This window comes from Chitinophaga oryzae (genome assembly GCF_012516375.2).
GTDB lineage: Bacteria > Bacteroidota > Bacteroidia > Chitinophagales > Chitinophagaceae > Chitinophaga > Chitinophaga oryzae.
The window spans coordinates 5,085,604-5,105,462 of sequence record NZ_CP051204.2; the positions used below are offsets into that span (position 1 = coordinate 5,085,604).

Annotated in this window: 14 protein-coding genes; 7 read left to right on the plus strand and 7 right to left on the minus strand. The window is 48.8% G+C overall.

Annotation, left to right across the window (positions count from 1 at the left end; all coding sequences use genetic code 11):
- Positions 1-758: 758 nt before the first annotated feature.
- The gene (locus HF324_RS20250; protein WP_168860671.1) at positions 759-965 is read right to left on the minus strand and encodes a helix-turn-helix transcriptional regulator; all 207 of its coding nucleotides are present in this window, start codon (positions 963-965) and stop codon (positions 759-761) included.
- A gap of 8 nt (positions 966-973) precedes the next feature.
- Positions 974-1,315, minus strand: a complete 342-nt coding sequence (locus HF324_RS20255) for a hypothetical protein (protein WP_168860672.1) — start codon at positions 1,313-1,315, stop codon at positions 974-976.
- Between the two features lie 164 nt (positions 1,316-1,479).
- Here HF324_RS20255 and HF324_RS20260 point away from each other — a divergent pair, with 164 nt between their 5' ends.
- Positions 1,480-2,232 carry a hypothetical protein gene (locus HF324_RS20260; protein ID WP_168860673.1) on the plus strand — a complete coding sequence of 251 codons (753 nt, stop codon included), beginning with the start codon at positions 1,480-1,482 and terminating at the stop codon, positions 2,230-2,232.
- Positions 2,233-2,330: 98 nt separating this feature from the next.
- Here HF324_RS20260 and HF324_RS20265 read toward each other — a convergent pair whose 3' ends face one another.
- Genes HF324_RS20265 through HF324_RS20285 form a run of 5 tightly spaced genes read right to left on the minus strand, consistent with a single transcriptional unit; the run spans position 2,331 to position 7,437 of the window.
- Positions 2,331-3,491 (minus strand): hypothetical protein, encoded by a 1,161-nt coding sequence (locus HF324_RS20265; RefSeq protein ID WP_168860674.1) that lies wholly within the window; start codon positions 3,489-3,491, stop codon positions 2,331-2,333.
- A 15-nt stretch (positions 3,492-3,506) separates the two neighbouring features.
- A complete protein-coding gene (locus HF324_RS20270) occupies positions 3,507-4,211 on the minus strand; it encodes an ABC transporter ATP-binding protein (protein ID WP_168804233.1) in 705 nt (234 codons plus the stop codon).
- Between the two features lie 40 nt (positions 4,212-4,251).
- Positions 4,252-5,466 carry an ABC transporter permease gene (locus HF324_RS20275; protein WP_168860675.1) on the minus strand — a complete coding sequence of 405 codons (1,215 nt, stop codon included), beginning with the start codon at positions 5,464-5,466 and terminating at the stop codon, positions 4,252-4,254.
- An 8-nt stretch (positions 5,467-5,474) separates the two neighbouring features.
- Positions 5,475-6,695 carry an ABC transporter permease gene (locus HF324_RS20280; protein WP_168804235.1) on the minus strand — a complete coding sequence of 407 codons (1,221 nt, stop codon included), beginning with the start codon at positions 6,693-6,695 and terminating at the stop codon, positions 5,475-5,477.
- Position 6,696: 1 nt separating this feature from the next.
- The gene (locus tag HF324_RS20285) at positions 6,697-7,437 is read right to left on the minus strand and encodes an outer membrane lipoprotein-sorting protein (RefSeq protein ID WP_168804236.1); all 741 of its coding nucleotides are present in this window, start codon (positions 7,435-7,437) and stop codon (positions 6,697-6,699) included.
- A 326-nt stretch (positions 7,438-7,763) separates the two neighbouring features.
- Here HF324_RS20285 and HF324_RS20290 point away from each other — a divergent pair, with 326 nt between their 5' ends.
- The 6 genes from HF324_RS20290 to HF324_RS20315 all read left to right on the plus strand — a co-directional run bounded on the left by HF324_RS20290 (position 7,764) and on the right by HF324_RS20315 (position 19,851).
- Complete coding sequence (locus HF324_RS20290; RefSeq protein WP_220101206.1) at positions 7,764-9,068, plus strand: glycoside hydrolase family 2 TIM barrel-domain containing protein; 1,305 nt, start codon at positions 7,764-7,766, stop codon at positions 9,066-9,068.
- Positions 9,065-12,808: a glycosyltransferase family 2 protein gene (locus HF324_RS20295; RefSeq protein ID WP_168860676.1), complete on the plus strand. Its 3,744-nt coding sequence runs from the start codon at positions 9,065-9,067 to the stop codon at positions 12,806-12,808. The genes HF324_RS20290 and HF324_RS20295 overlap by 4 nt, the downstream gene beginning before the upstream one ends.
- Positions 12,809-12,943: 135 nt before the next feature.
- Complete coding sequence (locus HF324_RS20300; RefSeq protein ID WP_220100781.1) at positions 12,944-13,516, plus strand: RNA polymerase sigma factor; 573 nt, start codon at positions 12,944-12,946, stop codon at positions 13,514-13,516.
- A 120-nt stretch (positions 13,517-13,636) separates the two neighbouring features.
- Positions 13,637-14,758 (plus strand): FecR family protein, encoded by a 1,122-nt coding sequence (locus tag HF324_RS20305; protein ID WP_168860677.1) that lies wholly within the window; start codon positions 13,637-13,639, stop codon positions 14,756-14,758.
- A 179-nt stretch (positions 14,759-14,937) separates the two neighbouring features.
- A complete protein-coding gene (locus HF324_RS20310; RefSeq protein ID WP_220101207.1) occupies positions 14,938-18,366 on the plus strand; it encodes a SusC/RagA family TonB-linked outer membrane protein in 3,429 nt (1,142 codons plus the stop codon).
- A gap of 12 nt (positions 18,367-18,378) precedes the next feature.
- Positions 18,379-19,851 (plus strand): RagB/SusD family nutrient uptake outer membrane protein, encoded by a 1,473-nt coding sequence (locus HF324_RS20315; RefSeq protein ID WP_168860678.1) that lies wholly within the window; start codon positions 18,379-18,381, stop codon positions 19,849-19,851.
- Positions 19,852-19,859: the final 8 nt, after the last annotated feature.

Below are 19,859 nucleotides of genomic sequence, written 5' to 3' on the forward strand. Positions count from 1 at the left end.
ACTCCCTGGTGTGACAATTTTAGGGTAGCAATAGCTATGTTAACACGATTTTCCGTTTCCGCTTATTAGTGGCCGTGAATAGCATATCCTCCGGTGAAACAGCAGTTACACCGGTTGGAAAAACCAGACACACAGTTTTTTCTAAATCCCTTTGTGGAAACGCTCTCTTTCCGACAATACAAATGATAAACCAAGCTTTGCAACTTGATTTAGGGTTGTTTTAAACAGGTTTTAAGGATTACTGACAAAACCATTTATATTGAAAAGGATATAAACTAATTCGTCCGTATCTCCTATTGGTTTCTAAACGTTCATGGGACCAATAAATAAGCAATTAAAATAGGGTTCAAAGAATACAGTTGTGGTGGAAACAACTTTTTCTCGTTTGTCGTAAATACTTTTCAGTTCGTGATAGAAATGTATTCGTTGGTAGAGTAAAGTAAACGAATAAATTTCAAACAACAAAAAGTCTTATCAAGAAAAAATAAAAAATTATTTTTCCGTAACATAAGAAAAAACAGGAAAATACCAGTCACATCGGGCATTTCCGTAAATACCATGAAATATTATCTCACTGCGCGCCGCCGCCGTTTTTCGAAAATTGTTGCCGGTTAGCAGGCTGCCACTGCGGGTATTATTCACACTTATCAGAATAATAGGAAACCGAACCATCATTACCGATGCGGCTATACGACATTGCACTGCGGAAAATACGGCAGTTGATCTTTTTCGTCATATAAAGCGCCGGCGTATGTTCATCACTTCCAGTCCTGCTCCTCCAGCGTGAAGATGGCCTCTACGGCAACACCGAATACAGCTGCGATCTTTAGTGCCAGCAGACTTGAGGGGATAAATTTTCCGATCTCTATGGAGTGGATGGTCTGCCGTGATACATTTACCTTTTCAGCCAATGCCGCCTGCGAAAGATCATGCCGGGCACGTTCAACTTTAACGGTGTTCTTCATTGGGTTCGTTATACCATGAAAATATATAATCTCGAATAGCGGATAATGTTTGCCAGCGCAAATACGATTATCAGAAAGGAATTAACAGTGGTCAGACGGATGGCGATCAACTGATGCTGAAAAAGATTATTCATCACCAGGTGCAACGAGTACCCGATGACCAATGCTATAAAGGCCGATGACGACCTGATAGCCCCGCTTCTCTCGTCCTCCTTTGCCTGGTTGGATATGAAAAGCGTAAATAAACCTGTTAGCAGGGGTAATTCTGCATTGACTGACCCGGAGAACAAAAAAACCGGTATACCCACCGCCACCAGCAATAATCCGATGCAGATAGAGAACTTTTTCATAAACGTAAAGATTTAGTACAGTTTACTTACCCAAATGTAAAGTATACTTGTCAAATATCCAATTTTTTCACTACATCTCTTTATAAGAGCCTTGTTTCTACTGGCGAGATCCCTGTATCCAGGGATATACTGATTTTCACTGTTTCTTATATTTGCGGATGCATATGAAAAACAACCGGCCCAAAACCACTGTCATCAAATATTCTATCTTCTTTTTTTTATGCCTGGCCGTCCGTTTATCACGGGCGCAAGCGGTATCCGATTCATTGCTGGTAAACAAGATAATTTTCGCTTCTTCGGAAGCGGCGAAAGACGCCTCTAAAACAGCCCCGGCCCTGACTGTCACCTATTCGCCCGAATACCTGCTGGCCACCCAAAACAACGGTGACGGGAATGCCACCAGCTGGCTTATCTGGCATGAGCGGCAAATGCTGCTTCAGATAAACGATCGGCAAGGGCTGCCAATGAGTTACGACATACAGCTAAAAACAAATGTGTTCCTGCCGGGAGAAGCGATTGACACAGCTGCTAATATCACCAGGCACCCCGGGGAATGGGACAACGTCAACGAATACAACGGCCCGGGGACAGGCCGCATCAGCTTTACAACAGACACCCTGACCATCGCCGGATACGCCACCGGCAAAGCGGTAATCAACTACTCCTATCCTCCGGCATGCACAGATGGTCTTATCCGCAGCACGACGATCTGGTACAGTCGTGAACTGCCACCATTTTTCCTGCCGTCGTTTACCTTCCTGCAAAAAATACCCGGCGCCGCATTGATGATCTGCATCGAAACTACCGACGGGGAGAAAGCGTACTATAAAGCTACTGAGGTCACTAAACAGCAACAACCGGTTTCCTTCTTCCGGCCGTCAAAAGATATCCGGATCTTGTATCCGCCGACACTGTAAACCGGAATACGGCCATTTCCTGACAGCCGACTTCGACAAACAGCAGCTGCTCTACGAGGGTAAATACACCTGCAACAGATAACACTTTAATACCCTCCTCAGAAGCTCCATTTAAGGCGCAAAAATGCCCGGTGGTTAATCGCCCCAAACCGGATCCTTTGTTCAGCAAAAAAAGACTGCCATAAAAAGTCTGCATCCAGATTTGTAGCAATATTATATCGAAGGGAAGGATAAAAAACAGTGAGATTTGTTGCAGGTGAGTATAGCACACTGACATTTACCGACAGCAAAGGGGTAATTTCCTTGCTGCTAATAACAATAAAGCTCCATTTGGTTGGCATAAGGTTCATTGGAGAAAGCCCCGGATTCCAATTACTCCAATTATCCATGGGCCTGTTTAAGCCGCGGGTATTGAACAACATGCCAAGATTCAGATACCAGCTATTTTTAAACATATAATCCCCTTCAATGGCCAGGTTCAGATGATCTACAGAATCAGGGCCTGAAAAAAAATACTGGATCTCACCTTTAAAACCGGCCTCTTTGATATTTCCGGCCCATCCGGCGCCCGCAGTTAGCCGGTTGTGATACCAACCCGCAATGAGCTGCATATCATAGTTCCATTTATTAAGGGCATATTTTAATGCTGCAACACTTGCCTCCTTTTTACCTGTATAGGCATAGGCAAATTCGATGTTGGAGGAATTATTTAAAAGATATCCGATCTTCCCTGCATCAGCGCCTGATCGTTCTTCATAATCAAAATCAAGAAAGTTATAACCGTTAAAAATATCATTGGGATTCCAGGATGTGTTTACCCCCCAATTAATACGTTGCCTTCCGATGCGAATGCTTAACTTATTGCACGCATAGTCGAAATACAATCTCTCTACATTGGTGATCAGTACCATTGATCTGTTCTCTATCCATATCTTTTGCATATCAACCGCTTCGTTTCCATTCCTCAAAAGGGAAGTGAATCCGGCGGTACGTGTCACTTCTTCACCCCAAAAAAGACGATTACGAAATTCGGCAACGACAGTAACTTTTTCTGAGGGTTTCCATTTTGTATTGATGCGATTATGGATGAGGTTACCTGCCGTCAGGCCGTCAAAATCTTTATCAAAAGTCAACGTCTGAAGATCCTTGATGTAGCCGTTAATTGTCAGCTTACGGGGTATAGCGATACTGTCCTGTGCATTGGCGATAAGCGCAGAGAGTAATGGCAAGCACAAGCACAATTGCAACAGCTTTCTCATTAGTTTCGCATCTGCTTATTTATGACTGATTGAAACAGCCGCTGTATCGGCGACGACTCTGCCATCAACCAGTGTTATAACCCTTCTGGCCCTATCAATCACTCTTTGATCGTGTGTTGAAAAAAGGAAGGTAATATGTTCTTCATTGTTAAGGGCTATCATCATGTCAAGTAAATTGGACGCTGCTTTTGAGTCAAGATTCGCCGTTGGCTCATCAGCTAATACAAACTGGGGTTTGCTGGCCAAGGCCCTTGCTACCGCTGCACGCTGCTGTTGTCCACCGGAAAGCTGTGCAGGACGGGCGTTCATTTTGTCATCCATCCCTATCTGTTTGAATAGCTGTTTTACCCGTGCATCTCTTTCCTTTTTCTTTATACGCTGCAACAGCATAATAAATTCTACATTTTCCCTTGCTGTCAGCACGGGGATCAGGTTAAATGACTGAAACACGAAACCGATATTCTTCAGCCTAAAATCGATCAGTTTATTGGATGACAGCTTTGTAATATCAAGACTATTAATAAATACGCTGCCACTATCAGGTTTATCCAGCCCCCCAATCAAGTTCAGCAAGGTAGTCTTTCCTGAGCCCGACGGGCCTACCAATGCGGTAAACTCGCCTCTTTCTATATGCATATGCACATTATTTACTGCATACACCGGAATAGTTTCCTTATTATACACTTTGCTTACATCATGTGCATCGATTACTGTATTCATAATTAATCGTTTTTGACCGGGGCACCGTGATCGTTGTCACCTATTTTCTCAGAGCCTCCACCGGACGCATTCTTAGTGCTTTGACAGCAGGAAACAAACATGAGACTAATGCCGTCCCGACTACGATCAGCAGTACGCCCGTTACCTTATCCGTAGGAAATTCAGGATAAATGACCGTTCCGAAACCAAAGCTGCTCATCATTTCGCGTCCCATTCCGGACAGATCCATACCTTGTTTATTAAAATAACCTGTTATCGCCCAGCCAATAAAAAGTCCTACCGGTGTCCCGGCGAGCGTTAAAAAGAGAGTTTCCAGGAAAATCAACAAAAAAACTCTTACGCGATTCGTCCCCAGAGCCATCATCATGCCTATTTCCCTCGTCCGTTCAAGGATGGCCATCAGCATCGTATTCACGATACCAAATGCCAGGGAAAACATAATAATAAACATGATGATGTAGGAATACTGATCGATTGTTTTCACCATCAGGTCTGTTTCAGGTGAAATTTCCTGCCATGACTCGATCCGGAAAGCAGGGAACTTCTGTTGCAACTCCTGCTGCACTTTATTCACAACCAGATCACTTTTCAATAAAATTACGATTTCATGAAAGGCATGCTGAATACCAAGCAAAGCATTCAACTCTTCCATATTAATGTATACATTCTTCTCATCAAAGGGAGCATTATTACTCTGATAAATAGCGGCAACCCGGAATGCTCCCGACACCAGGTTACCCGATATATCCGTGAAGGTCAAAACCAATTTTGACCGCGGTTTAAGTTTCATCTTCCTGGCAAGTTTTTCGCCTATCATTATTTCATTCCGTTTTTCCGGATCGAATGGAGTTCCCCGGATGATTTTATTTTTCAATTGAGATAAGCGATACTCCATCCCGGGTATAATACCATTTATCCGTACGCCAGCACTGCCGGTGGGTGTTGCCAGCATGCCCATGGTAATACTTCTGGGTGCAACGAGCTTCACTTCAGGAATTTCGCTGGCTACTTTTAGCACTTCATTGCCATGCGCCAATATGAATTGCGGTTCATAGTCCTGTTCAAATCCGGGGTTATGCATTTGCAAATGCCCTACCTCGGCGTCGATCACGTTGCGTACCCGGCTTTTCATCATACCCTTATATAAGGCAAGTACGGATATACCGGCAAACAATCCTATCGTTACTGATGAAACAATAACGATACTTCGCATTTTATTGCGCCATACATTCCGCCATGCCATTATAAAAATCATACTAAAATTTATAACCGTTTCATAGCCGTTACGGGATCCAGCCTGAATACTTTATACACCGGGTATAACGAGAGCAGCAATCCAATGATCAACACTACTACCCCCTGGTAGATAAATATGGATGCTGCTGTGGAGGTTGGAAATACCGCCTCAAACCCGAATCGCTCATAGGCTTTGGCCGTTTCTCCGCCGATTCTTATCGGATGCCTGTTCAAATAATAAATCAGCGGTATACTGACGCAAATACCCAGTAGGCACCCCACCAACACCGTAAACATGGACTCGCATAACAACAGCACAATAAGCTTACCTTTGTTCATGCCAATTGAAACCAGCATTCCCATTTCGAACTTTCGTTCAACCATCATCATCAGCAACGTGCCAAAGATGCCAAAGCAAATAAGCAGGTACAATATGCCCTGTACATATTTCATATTGTTGGAGTCTGTTTGAATATGCTGTTTCACCTCCGGCATCATCTCCTCCCAGCTCATCACTTCAAAGGCTGGGCCCAACTCCGCCCCAAGCTCCGAACACGTAGCCTGTAGCTTCTTTGTGTTTTTCAGTGAGAGAACATAAGAAGTTATCATGCTATCAGCGCCGTAGAACTCCTGTGCCACCGCCAAAGGCATAAATAGCGACCTGTCATTCAAATCCGGCGATCCAAATCTCACAATCCCTTTAACAAGGTATTTTCCGGCGGCAGTGGCGCCGTGATATCCCTGCCCGATTAATATAACCGTATCATTTGTTTTTAACTTCAACCTGGCGGCTAGCCCTTTTGACAGCAGCACGGCATGATCGGTATCTCTCAGATAGCTACCCTGGATGACCTTTTTCTTCAGCGAAGTGATGGCGTTTTCTTTTTCCGGATCAATGCCCGCGACCATGCTCCCTTTTGTATTATCAACAGAAGAGGCCAAAACAAAACCCTCAAGCCGTGCGGCAATTGCTGTCACGTTTCGTCGGCTTAAAATCTGCTGTTCTGTCTGCAGGGAGGATCTAAAACAATTATCCAATACCTGTTCTTCCCAAAAGCCTCTTTTGTGTACCTGAACATAGCCGGTATAGAAGCTGACCACATTTTTTACCAGGTTGCCGAAAATGCCATCCTTTAAACTGCTGGCTGTAACGGACAGAATAACAGCAAAGAAAATCGCCGCCATGGTGATAACAGTCCTGCTGCTGTTGCGCCACATATTCCTCCATGCCATTTTTATCAGCCACATATCAATTCAGTGTTTTCATCTTTTCAGTAGAAAAAAATCCATCATCTATTGGCTTATTGTACAACACACTCTTATAGATCATCTCTGTTTTTTGGCCTTTCTTATCAGCCGGGATCATTTCAAAACGGGTAGGAATAATACGGTCATGCATCATTTTAATATCATAGCTATTCATCGTATTTATCAACCGCCCGTCGTCATCGTAAAAACGGCTGTGTAATTCGAGAAAATCCTCCTTATCAATACACACGATCACCTTACTCCATATGATTGCAGCAGTGGGCTTAGGTATCATAAGGATGATATAGCAGCTTCGGTTCCGGATGACTGTATCACCTATAATAGTATGATTATAATCTTCCACAACCGAGGATTCCTTAATCAGGTCGTCATTAGTAAAGTCAGTCCCCATCCAGCTTTGGCTCATCATGGAAGGAGGAAGTTTAATGGTGCGTTCAAGGACCGGCATCCAGTTCCATACTTCCTTTTTTCTTTTCAGAAAGACGATGCCTTTATCTTTGGCCGGTGAGGTAATCAGGATCATGGCCTGATCATTTCCCTTCATCCATATTTTGCATTGCATTTCCCTGCTCCATGCCGGCCGGAAGACCCTGATCACCATTTCTGTTCGCATAGTACTACCACGCATTTTTTCATCAGCCTTCCTTACTATTTCACTGGCTTCCTGAGCAAAGGATATTAAAGAAGAAAAAATGAAAAATATAGCGACCGCCACTTTCATTCAAAATAATTTTAATCCAAATTTAGCAGAACTGAAGTTTGCCGATGATGACAGGGATCATACCACTAGCTGATATGTGTCAACATTCAAGCGCTGAAGAATACCCCCAGCATGCGATTACTGCGACGGATCAATGCAGGTAATCTTTTACCAGCGTGGCCAGCACCTAAAACCTGGAAAGCGCAGAGCTGCCTCGTTCATACGGGGCAGCTCCGCACTTTTCCAGATTCCCTGATTATATATGCCGTTTTATTTACAATTTCCTTATATTTAGGTTGTCCGACGCGCACCGAATGATACAACGCCTACAGACACGCCTTAATCCTGTGCATTCAGTTTTTATTGTCCTGGCCCTGTTATGCTGTGCTATGACGGCCTGCCGGCATGCGTCCACCCCTTCCGTCCCTCCCAAAGTTTACATTGGAAAATCCGGTGACCGTTACACTATTTTCAGGAATGGGCAGCCCTTCCTCATCAAAGGCGCGGCAGGAGACCGACAATTGCGGGCATTAAAAGCAGCCGGCGGCAACACCCTCCGGACCTGGGACACCCTGCAGCTCGGCGCCCTGCTGGACAGCGCGCAGGCAGCGGGCATCGCTGTCATTGCGGGAATATCCATCCCTACCAGCAATACACTTGACTTTTACAGGGACACCGCCGCGGTATCCGCCCTTTACCTGGCCTGCGAGCGGGTGATAGAACGCTACAAAACACATCCGGCCCTGCTGATGTGGTGCCTTGGCAATGAAGTGGATTTTCCTTACAGGCCCCGTTTCCGCCCCTTTTACAAAACATTTAACCGCCTGGTGGACATGATCCACGAACGCGATCCGGATCACCCCGTGACCACGACCCTCATCAATTTTAACCGGCGTAATATCTACAATATACGCTGGAAAGTACCGCAACTGGACGTGATCTCAATGAACATATTCGGGGACCTGCCTCACCTTCGCAAAGAGCTGAAACTATTCTCCTGGTTTTGGAGTGGTCCGTTCCTCATCACCGAATGGGGCATCAACGGACCCTGGGAAACAGAAACCACCGCATGGGGCGCCCCCATCGAAAACACCAGCAATAAAAAAGCAGAGCAATATCTGGAGCGCTATACGGATTATATGCCTACAGACGATCCGCGTTTCCTGGGCGCCTGTGTATTCTATTGGGGACAGAAACAGGAAGTGACGCATACCTGGTTTGGCCTGTTCGCTCAAAACGGCGCAACTTCCGCCACCGCACAGACCATGCAATACATCTGGACGGGACGGTACCCTGCACATAAAGCGCCCGCATTACAATATATGCTGCTGGACGGCAAAGGAGCCAGGGACAACCTGCTGCTCAGCCCCGGCACTGTCCATTCCGCCAACCTGCTGTTGGAAAGCCCCGGCAGCGACGCGCTCCGGTTTCAATGGGAAGTGCTGCCGGAGGACTGGTTCATCCGTTTTCTTAACGATCTGAACAAAGTGAAGCCGCCGGTACTGGACAGCCTGCTGCTTTCGCATGAAGGCACCGGCGCGCGCTTCCGGGCGCCATCGCGGGAAGGCCCTTATCGTATATTCGTCACCGTATATGACGCATACGGCAATTTCGCTTCCACCAATACACCATTTTATGTAGTCGCGCCATGATAGAAAAGGAACAACTGGCACCGGTCACACCGCCATCACGGCGGGAACTGTTTACGCTCAGACTGATGATACTGCTGGGCACCATCAGCATCGGCGTGCTGCTCACCGTGCTGTTCCGGCGCACACAAATCGGTTACGCCCCTTTCTATTGGGTGCTGATGGCAGCCATCACCTTCAACTGTCTGGCCATCCTGCATGAATGGTACCATTACGCTGCCATTCGCATCCCCCCTACTCCTGCACCGCAACACCCTTTTACGGTAGACGTACTCACCACCTATTTCCCCGGCGAACCGTATGACATGATCGTCAACACGCTTACCGCCATCAGGGCCATGACCTATCCGCATACTGCCTGGCTGTGTGACGAGGCGAACGACCCCTACCTTCGTGAAGTGTGCACGCGCCTCGGCGTGCGGCATGTGACCCGTACCAACCGCAAAGACGCTAAAGCCGGCAATATCAATAACGCCCTGCAGTACGCCACCGGAGAGCTTTGTGTGATAATGGACCCGGACCATGTGCCTGCGCCGGGTTTCCTGGACGCCGTAGTACATCACTTCAACGATCCGGAAATAGGCTTTGTACAGATCGTACAGGCATACAGCAACCTGGGAGACAGCATCATCGCCAAAGGCGCCGCCCAGCAAACGTTCCAGTTCTATGGACCTATTATGTCCACCATGAACAGCTACGGCACCGTGCTGGCCATCGGCGCCAACTGTACCTTCCGGAGAGCCGCACTGGATTCCATCGGCGGACATGCCAGCGGGCTGGCGGAAGACATGCATACCGCCATGCACCTGCACGCCAAAGGATGGAAATCCATCTATGTGCCGGCAGTGCTTACCCGCGGGCTGGTACCCAATACGCTTTCGGCGTATTACGCCCAGCAGCTGAAATGGGCGCGGGGGACCTTTGAATTGCTCGTGACCACCTATCCCAAACTGTTCCGGCAGTTCACCTGGCTGCAACGCCTGCATTACGGCACTATCCCGCTGCATTATCTTTCCGGCGTGGTATTTCTCATCAACTTCCTCGTGCCGGTACTTTCGCTGATCACCGGGCTTATTCCTTTCCGGGCAGACCTGGTGCAATTTTCTCTGCTCGCCTTCCCGGCTATAGCGTCTATCATTCTCATCCGGCATTACGTGCAACGCTGGGTGATGGAAGAGACAGAACGCGGCTTCCATGTGGTGGGAGGATTGCTGTTTATCGGCACCTGGTGGATCTACCTGCTTGGCCTCGTGTATACCATTGCCCGGAAAAAGGTACCGTACCTCCCTACTCCGAAAGATGATTCCGGGCCGGACGACTGGCGGCTGAACATACCCAACATCGCCATACTGGTCATCTCGCTGGGCGCTATCATCTACGGACTGCACTATGACTGGAACCCCTATTCGCTTTTTATGGCCGGTATCGCAGGTATCAACTGCCTCATCATGATATTCAATATCATGGCCAGCCTTCAGTTGAGGAAAATACCCGCGCGTTACCGATGGGTGAAGATGGTGCTGACACTACCGCTATTTCTTAAAAGACAGTTCTGGATATTCCGTCACCTGCATCTGTACACCGGCATCCGCAAACTCGGACTCCCGCTACTGCTGGTTGTCATTGCACTGAGCTGGCATTTTACTTCCGGGCCGCAACTGGCGCCTGTCAGGATGTTGCCCCAAAGGCAGGATGTTTTTTATACCGGCGCGTACAATCCTTCCGGCGAGCGCATGCCCCGCATGCAAATTACCTCCCTGTATATTGCCTGGGGCGACGGACAGGAGCACCTGCTGCCGGATTCCCTGGCAGCTGTTTACAACAGTGGCGCTGTTCCTATGGTCACCTGGGAGCCCTGGACGTCCCGCTTCCACCAAAACATCGATCACCCGGACCAGGAGCGAAAAGTAATGTCGCTGATCCCCACCGGTGTTTTTGACAGTTACCTCGAACGGTTCGCCGACCAGGTAAAAGCGCTGAACCAGCCCTTGTTCCTCCGCTTCGCCCATGAGCCGGACAATCCCGCCTACCCGTGGTCGCCCGCCGGCGGCAATACGGCGGAAGAATACAAGCGCGCCTGGCGGTACGTGCATACGCTTTTTCTGCGGCGCGGGGCAATGAACGCCATCTGGGTATGGAACCCGTGGAAGGCTGCCAATGCCGGAAAATATTTCCCCGGTAAGGAATTCGTGGACTGGATAGGTGTAACTGTCCTCAATTATGGCCCCGCCCATGGCGGCGGTGCATGGTATTCCTTCGACACTTTATACAAGCCTTTTCATCAACTACCGCTTTTCCGTTCAGGCCTGCCCGTGATGATAGCGGAAATGGGCTCTCCGTCTGACGCCGGCGACCAGACCAGGTGGTTCGCCGACGCTTTCAGGGCCATCGGCGCCCGTTTCCCGGAAGTCCATGCGCAGGTATTTTTTAATACCGGTCATGATGCCAACGTCGTGAAAGGCGATACCGCACAATACCTCGACTGGTCCGTTCGTCAACCTCAACAACTGCTGGCAGCACTGGACAGCATTCCCCGTCTGCGCGGACCGGTTATCCCTACAGGCGCAATCATCACCGGCACAGCTAAGGCCATTACGGCCCCGCATCACCCACTACCGGACAACCTCCGCGGACTGCGCTATCAGAAAGGAGAAGACTGGTTCAGAAACCGCTATGCCCTTACACGCCGGGAAACCGCCCACGACCTTCAACAGATGCGGCAACTGGGCGCCAACACCATCCGCCGTTTTGGTCCGGGCGTATATGACCGGAATGTGATGGCGGAAGCCAATAACTATGGCATCCACATACATTATGGCTTCTGGCTGCCGGATGTCGCTGATATGGACAGGGACAGCACCGCGCTGGCGCGGAAGCAGCGGGACATTCTCCGCCACATTGACAGGCACCGCCACGACACTATTATCACCGCATGGCACATCGGTAATAACGCATGGCAGCAGCTCGCACAATACCACTTTAAGCCGGCTTTGCTCTATCAGCAGCAGCGGTACCTGCGCTGGCTGGAAGGACTGGCAGCAGCTATCAAAGCCGCCGATCCGTCCAGGCCGGTGACAACGGACATTCTTTTCCAACCGGCCACCGCGCCCCTGCTGCCATGGCTCCGGCAACAGCTGCCTGCCATCGACGCATTCGGCATAGAAACTGCCAATGACACCACCGGCCTTGCCACCCTGCTTTCAGGAGACGTACCCTGCTTTATCAGCAAAATATCCGTGGCTTCGTATGCTACCTTACCGCCGGTATCGGCATTCCTCACCACCTGGCAGGACCTCGAAACACGCGATTATGTTACGTTTGACGGTCTTACCGACCACCATGGCCGTCATAAACCATCCTGGAACCAGCTCGCCGGCTTATGGGGCCATACTACTGTGCCACCGCTGGTGCCTGTAGTGAAAATACTGCGGCCCTCCCGTACAACACTGCCCGGCAGCCGGCTTACCTATCATGCGCTCATAAACACCGGCGAGGGCTGGCGATTTGCAGATCGCCGCAAAGACCAGCTGCAGCTGGAATGGTACCTCGTGCAGACAGACAGTTATGGCAACCCTTTCCACCTGCAGCCGGTTGGAAAAGGCGCATCCCTCACGCTGACGGTCCCGGACAAACCAATGCAATACCGGCTCTACCTGGAGGCCGTGCGGGACAGCAGTGTCGCTACGAGTATCAGTACGTTGAATACGCCGCTTGAGAGTGCCCAAGTCCCCTCATCAAAATAGAGCGCATGTTGACACATGTTACCATCCCCCTTTTTTGTAAAAACATGATCGTGGAACTACCATCTGTCCCGCCCCTGAAACAAAGAATGCTTTTATAAACCGAAACAATTTTTAGTTTTATGGTCAATTATGGGGATGGATGAACTACTGCATGCAAGTGATCAGGACCTTTTGGCAGAAATCGGCAGAAGGAATGGGTTTGCTTTTGATGTGCTATATAACAGATATTGGAAGGATGTTTTCAATATTGCCTACAAGCGGATACGCGATACAGACCTCGCGCAGGATGTAGCCCAGGATGTGTTCGTTCAATTATGGACCAGGGAGAAAGTCACCCCCATTGACAACCTTCCGGGATATTTACGGATTGCCACCCGCAACAGGGTCTTTAAACAAATCGAAAAAGAAAGCCGGTATGACCTCCTGCCGGCAGATAGCGAAGATCAGCTTCAGGGCTATGGCCTGGCAGACGACCATGTGCTGTACAAGGAATTCCATGCCGCATTTGAAGCGCTGACGAACACGCTCCCGGCACAACAGCAACAGGTTTTCCGCCTGCGTTTCCAGGAAGGACACAACACACAGCAGATTGCCGAACAACTGGGCATCTCGGAGAAAACTGTCAGAAACCAGATGGGACGTGCGCTCTCGAAACTGAGAAGTTCCATTATTTTACTCCAAATTGCTATGATACTAACTATGAAATAACCCATTAAATATGTAAACAAAAAATATTTATTTTCAGTATGGGCGGATTTCTATTTTTCGACTCATGCTATATAGAAACCGACAACGATGGGCAACAGCGGGATTGAGCTTTTCAAAATAATGCTAAATCGATATAGAAACGGAACTGCCACCAGGGAAGAAATTGTTTTCCTGGAGTCCTGGTTCGATTTAGCCGACAACGCAGACGATTTCATCACTACAGAAAACGAGGCATCGTTTGAACACCTGAAGATAACACTGAAAGACAAAATCGATGTGCAAATCAGGCATGCAGCGGCTCCCCGGCAAGCGCCGCACCGTATGCCTGTACGCCGTTGGGCCGCCGCCGCTGCAGTTGCGGCCATTATCGGCGCCACCGCCCTGTTCCTTGTCAGACAGAACGCTCATCAGTCAGCCCGGGCACGCCAGACGGCACACGCTACCGGCGTCCCCACCCTTCGTCTTGCCGATGGTACCATCATAGCATTGGATAGCACCACCACCGGCAAGATCGCTCACCAAAACGGCGTGATCATCTCAAAAGAAAAAGACGGTACATTATCTTATACCGCCGTACCAACGGGAACAAGCAATGCCAACCAGCAAAATATACTAACTACGCCGGCGGGCGTGAAATTCAAAATAATATTGCCCGACGGATCTACCGTATGGCTCAACGCTGCCAGCACCTTGAAATACCCGGCTTCCTTCGGCAACACCAACAGAGTGGTAACGCTGAATGGCGAGGCCTACTTTGACATCGCCACAGCGGCTAACCGCCCGTTTATCGTTCAGTCAGGGTCTCTGTCCGTAGAGGTGCTGGGCACCGAATTTAACATAGACGCGTATCCTGAAGACGGACTCTCAAAAACAACCCTTATCAGGGGATCAGTCAGGGTGATGAATCATCGCGGATCCATCGTGATCCAGCCAGGCCAGCAAGCTGTCAATGACCCGGACAACAACAACCGCCTTAGCGTCATCAATGCCGATACTGAAAAGGAAACAGCCTGGACCAATAATATGTTTTCTTTTAAAAATGATAGTCTGCAAGCCGTATTGCGGGATGTGGCCCGCTGGTACCACGTAACGATCAAATATAGCGGTCGCATCCCCGATGAAAGATTTTCCGGGGAAATCTCCCGGAGCAGCCAGTTAAAAGATGTTTTAAAAATACTTGAGATCAACGGTATTTCCTTTGAGATAAAGGAAAACGTTATTACCGTCGTCAATAAAAACTAACGCCATTAATCAGTAACCATCTGTCAACTAAAATATCAAAGATTGTATGAATGAAATTAAAATCTGCTAAAATCAGCAGTCAACATTAACTAAAACTTGCGATAGCGCGCTGTTCCGTTACTAATGCAAATTACCGGCCCGCGCTCATCTGTTCATTTTATCGACTAAATCCAACCAACATGAAATTTAAGTTTCATTGTCCTCCCTTGCCCCTGCCGGCAAGGGCAGGGAAGCGTTTGCGTCCACATTTCGGAATATGGATGATGCTCTCCCTGATCGTTCTATTATGCCTGCCGGCGCGCGCAGCCAGCCAATATGTAACCATCAGCCGACAGGATGCGTCCCTTGAAAGTATTTTCAATGACATTAAAAAACAAACCAACTTTACATTCTTCTACAAGGGGAATATTAATCCCGCCTCCATGAAAATGGATGTTGAGCTAAAAAATGTAAGTCTCGAAGAGGCGTTGAGATTTTGCCTCAAAAAATTCAATCTCAACTTTACCATCGTTAGCAAAACCATCGTAATAACCGCCGGCAACGCTGCCGGTGCTGGTCCCGCTGCCGCAGCAACAGCCATAAAAGACAGCCTGATCAACGGAAAGATTGTGGACAGTCTAACCAGGGATGTAATGATCGCGGTCTCCGTGTACGTCAAAAACACGCCCGAAAGAACACTGACAAACGACAAAGGACAATTCAGCATCAAAGCCAATCCCGGAGACATACTAGTATTAACCAGTGTCGGCTACCGAACGATGGAAATACCGGTGAATGCCATTCGCCATCAGCTGATCCTGATGTCACCAAAGTCCAGTTCACTCAATGATGTTGTTGTAACCGGCTACCAGGTGATTAAAAAAGACAACTACACCGGAAATGCCATTGTAGTAAAGGGGGAAGATTTAAAACGGCTGAACCCGCAGAATATGCTGAAGGGGCTTGCCTCCTTCGACCCTTCTTTCAGAATAGCCGACAACAACCTCTTTGGTTCTGACCCTAACGCCATGCCTAAAATCAATATCAGGGGTACTACAGCGATGCCCAACGGCGAAATACTGGACCGCAACAACCTCTCCAGCTCATACAATCTGCCGGTGTTCATCATGGACGGGTTTGAGGTGCCCCTGCAGAAAGTGGTAGACATGGACATTAACCGCATTGCCAGCGTGACCATCCTCAAAGATGCCGCCGCCACAGCGGTATACGGCTCCAGGGCGGCCAACGGCGTGATCGTTATCACTACTAAAGCACCGCAGCCAGGTCGCCTTCGCCTTTCCTACAATGCAGAAATGAAAGTCACTGCGCCGGACCTGAGTGATTACAGCGTACTCAATGCGGCGGATAAACTGGAATATGAAAGACGTGCCGGCCTCTATTCTTCCCAAAACAATACCGCAGCCACACAAGACGAACTTGATCAGCAATACTATTCCAAACTGAAAAATGTAGTGAGCGGCGTCAATACCTACTGGCTCTCTCAACCACTGCGAAACGCTTACTCCCAGAAGCATACCGTATATATCGAAGGCGGCGACTCCAGCTTCCGTTACGGGGTAGACCTCCGTTACCAAACAGACCCCGGTGTCATGAAAAATTCGGGCCGTAACCGCTACAGTGGCGGCATGAGCTTTACCTATAACCCTAGCCGTAAGCTAATACTTAAAAATGACCTTACCGTTACACAGGTAAACGCCCGCAATTCCAACTATGGCAGCTTCGCAACCTATGTTGCCATGAACCCGTATTATCCCGTTTATGGCGAGGATGGAAAGCTGATCCGTGAAATTGCCAACTGGCGCGTAGACACCCATCAGCCGGGGCAGGACCAATACAAGAACGTTCCTGTATTGAACCCGCTGTATGAAGCCAGCCTCGGTAATTTCGACAAGTCCGATTACCTGGAGCTTGTAGATGCCTTTTCCGCCGACTGGCGCATCACGCCGGCACTAAGGCTGATAGGCCTGGTGAGTTTGAACAGCACCAAATCCACCGCCGACAAATTCGTTTCTCCATTTAGTAACGCCTTCTATCTCGATCCTCCCGAAGCAGCTATGAATAAGGGGTCCTATGACTACACCACCCAACGCACCCTCAACCTGGACGGCAATATCCGATTGGTTTACAACAAACTGATCGGCGATCACTCTGTGAACGCAGTACTGGGCGCCAACGTTACTTCTTCCACTTCGGATTTCAAGGGCTTTCAGGCGCGCGGGTTTTCAAATGACAAATTCAGCAGCATCGCCTTTGCACGGACCTATACGCCCAATGAAGCACCTAAAGGCAATGTGGATGAAAGACGCCTGATCGGCTCTTTCTTCAGTGGCAGCTACGCTTATCAAAACAGGTTCCTGCTGGACGCGGCCGTCCGCCTGGACGGGTCATCCGCGTTTGGCGCCAACAAAAGGGTTGCGCCCTTCTGGTCGGCAGGCATTGGCTGGAATGTCCACAACGAAGACTGGTTCAAACGCAGCGCCTCTATGCTCTCCAAACTTAAACTCACCGGTACATCGGGTGTGACCGGCTCCGTAGACTTCCCGCCCTTCCTCGCGAGAACAACGTACAACTATCAGACGTCCAACTGGTACTCCACCGGTATTGGCGCTATAGTAAACAGCTATGGCAATGATAACCTGCAGTGGCAGAAAACCACCAACTATGAAGCGCGCGCGGAAATCGGCTTTCTGCAGGACAGGATAATCATCACACCGGTGTATTACTATAAACTCACCAAAGGCTTACTGACAGACATCAACATCGCCCCTTCCACCGGCTTCTCTACCTATAAAGAAAACCTGGGAGACATGGCCAACAAAGGGTACGAACTTTATCTAACCGTTAATGCGCTGCGGAAAAAGGACCTGAACATCAACCTTACCGGCAATCTCGCCCATAATACCAATACGATTGTCAAAATTTCAAACGCCCTGAAAGCCTACAACGAAAGCGTAAACAATTATCAGCTGGACCCTACCAAGGGCGCCCAGGGCAAGCCGCTGTTACGCTTTGCTGAAGGGCAATCCTACAATACCATCTACGGGGTAAAATCACACGGCATTGACCCCCAGAACGGGCGGGAGCTATACGAAAAACCAGATGGCAGTCTCACCTATGACTACGATGTCGCCTATACGCGGCCCATTGGCGACTACACGCCAAAGGCAGAAGGTTTCTTTGGCAGCAACATCACCTGGAAGCACTGGATGTTAAGCTTCAGTTTCCACTACAAATTTGGCGGCGACATGTACAATCAAACACTGGTAGACAGGATCGAGAATGCAGACCCGCGCTCCAATGTTGACAGCAGGGCACTGGCCATGCGCTGGCAGCGCCCCGGTGATCCGGCTTTGTACAAGAACATCACCGACTTCAGCCGGACTTATGCCTCCAGCAGATTTGTACAAAAAGAAAACCTGCTGGAACTGCAGTCGTTATACCTCTCTTATGATCTGGCGCAGGAACTTGCCAGGAGCATAGGTTTGCAGTCCCTGCGCGGGGCTGTCACCATGAACGATCTGCTCCATATATCCAGCATCCGGCAGGAACGCGGCATAGAATATCCTTTTGCCAGAAGCCTTACCTGCTCTATCCTCGCTACCTTCTAAAATGAAAGCATTATGAAGAAATTAATTGTAATACTGAGCCTTGGAGTATCGATGATTTCCTGTAAAAAGTTCCTCGATATAAAACCTGAAACACAGGTAGACAAAGACGAACTTTTCAATTCAGAACAGGGCTTTAAGGAAGCACTGAATGGAATTTATACACTTTGTGCCGGCGGATCGCTTTATGGCGGGCAGCTCACCTACAATATGCTGGATGTACTGGGACAAAACTACACCTTCAGTGATGTCCCTAACCAGGAAGCAGCCAACTTCGTATATACCGGCAGCAATATTAAAGACATGGTAAACGATGTATGGAGCAATGCCTACAAAGCCATCGCCAACTGCAACTACCTATTGCAGGCCATTGACAGGGACACTACCATCTTCAGCAAAGGCAATCACCATCTGGTTAAGGGAGAAGCACTCGCGTTGCGCGCCTATATACACTTTGATATGCTGCGCATGTTCGCACCTTCTTTTGTAAACGGGGCAACACAGAAAGGCATCCCTTATGTTACCAGGACAGGGACCAGCTCCACCCCGTTCTCATCCGTAACAGCCGTAACAGACAGTGTACTGAAAGACCTGCTGGCTGCCAAAACACTGCTGCAAAACGACCCAATTAAAGACGCCGCCTATACCGTATCTTACCCGGGAGATAAGGCAGGCACGGAACTGGGCAATCCGGATTTGTTCATGCAGAACAGGCGTCACAGACTAAACTACTACGCTGTTTGCGGGGAGCTGGCGCGTGTTTACCTCTACCGGAAGGACTACAGCAACGCCCTCTCAAACGCCCAGGAAGTTATACAAACACAGAAATTTCCTTTCACCAGGCAGGAAGATTTCTTTCAGACAGACATTCAGAAACGGGACCGCATTTTCTACAAGGAGATTATTGGCTGCTGGTATACCGAGACAACAAACATTATCGAAGCCCTGCAGGCCAGGTTCACCAAACAAAATCCGGCCTATAGCGCAACCACCGACCAAATAAACGATATCTATGAAATTGGCACCTCCGGCGCAGACGACTGGCGATTAAAGCAATGGTTTCTGAATACGGCATCAGCGACCGGCGGTCCCGACCGCGCAATATTGCAGAAGTACTATCGAAACGCCGCTCCCCTTACCAACATACATCCACTGGTGGCCCCGGCCATCCGCCTGTCTGAGCTGTATTATATCGCAGCCGAATCAGCCTTTGACCAGAATCCGCAACTGGCGCTCAATTACTACAATAACATACGGGCGGCGCGTGGAATTGGACAGCAGGTTGACATTGTTCCCAATAAGTCAGCATTCACAGACCTGCTGATAAAAGACGCGCGTAAAGAATTTTACGGCGAAAGCCAGATATTCTTTATGTACAAGCGTCTCCATCACGCAGTATACATTAATGCTACCAGCTCCAAACAACCATCAAACAGCATTTTCGTACTTCCGTTACCGGATGATGAGAATGCTTACAGGAATAACTAACAAGCGTA

What these genes read in the sequence shown, in the direction of transcription:
- HF324_RS20250 (WP_168860671.1), bottom strand. Translation starts at nt 965, where the DNA reads ATGAAGAACACCGTTAAAGTTGAACGTGCCCGGCATGATCTTTCGCAG.
- HF324_RS20255 (WP_168860672.1), bottom strand. Translation starts at nt 1,315, where the DNA reads ATGAAAAAGTTCTCTATCTGCATCGGATTATTGCTGGTGGCGGTGGGT.
- HF324_RS20260 (WP_168860673.1), top strand. Translation starts at nt 1,480, where the DNA reads ATGAAAAACAACCGGCCCAAAACCACTGTCATCAAATATTCTATCTTC.
- HF324_RS20265 (WP_168860674.1), bottom strand. Translation starts at nt 3,491, where the DNA reads ATGAGAAAGCTGTTGCAATTGTGCTTGTGCTTGCCATTACTCTCTGCG.
- HF324_RS20270 (WP_168804233.1), bottom strand. Translation starts at nt 4,211, where the DNA reads ATGAATACAGTAATCGATGCACATGATGTAAGCAAAGTGTATAATAAG.
- HF324_RS20275 (WP_168860675.1), bottom strand. Translation starts at nt 5,466, where the DNA reads ATGATTTTTATAATGGCATGGCGGAATGTATGGCGCAATAAAATGCGA.
- HF324_RS20280 (WP_168804235.1), bottom strand. Translation starts at nt 6,695, where the DNA reads ATGTGGCTGATAAAAATGGCATGGAGGAATATGTGGCGCAACAGCAGC.
- HF324_RS20285 (WP_168804236.1), bottom strand. Translation starts at nt 7,437, where the DNA reads ATGAAAGTGGCGGTCGCTATATTTTTCATTTTTTCTTCTTTAATATCC.
- HF324_RS20295 (WP_168860676.1), top strand. Translation starts at nt 9,065, where the DNA reads ATGATAGAAAAGGAACAACTGGCACCGGTCACACCGCCATCACGGCGG.
- HF324_RS20300 (WP_220100781.1), top strand. Translation starts at nt 12,944, where the DNA reads ATGGATGAACTACTGCATGCAAGTGATCAGGACCTTTTGGCAGAAATC.
- HF324_RS20305 (WP_168860677.1), top strand. Translation starts at nt 13,637, where the DNA reads ATGCTAAATCGATATAGAAACGGAACTGCCACCAGGGAAGAAATTGTT.
- HF324_RS20310 (WP_220101207.1), top strand. Translation starts at nt 14,938, where the DNA reads ATGAAATTTAAGTTTCATTGTCCTCCCTTGCCCCTGCCGGCAAGGGCA.
- HF324_RS20315 (WP_168860678.1), top strand. Translation starts at nt 18,379, where the DNA reads ATGAAGAAATTAATTGTAATACTGAGCCTTGGAGTATCGATGATTTCC.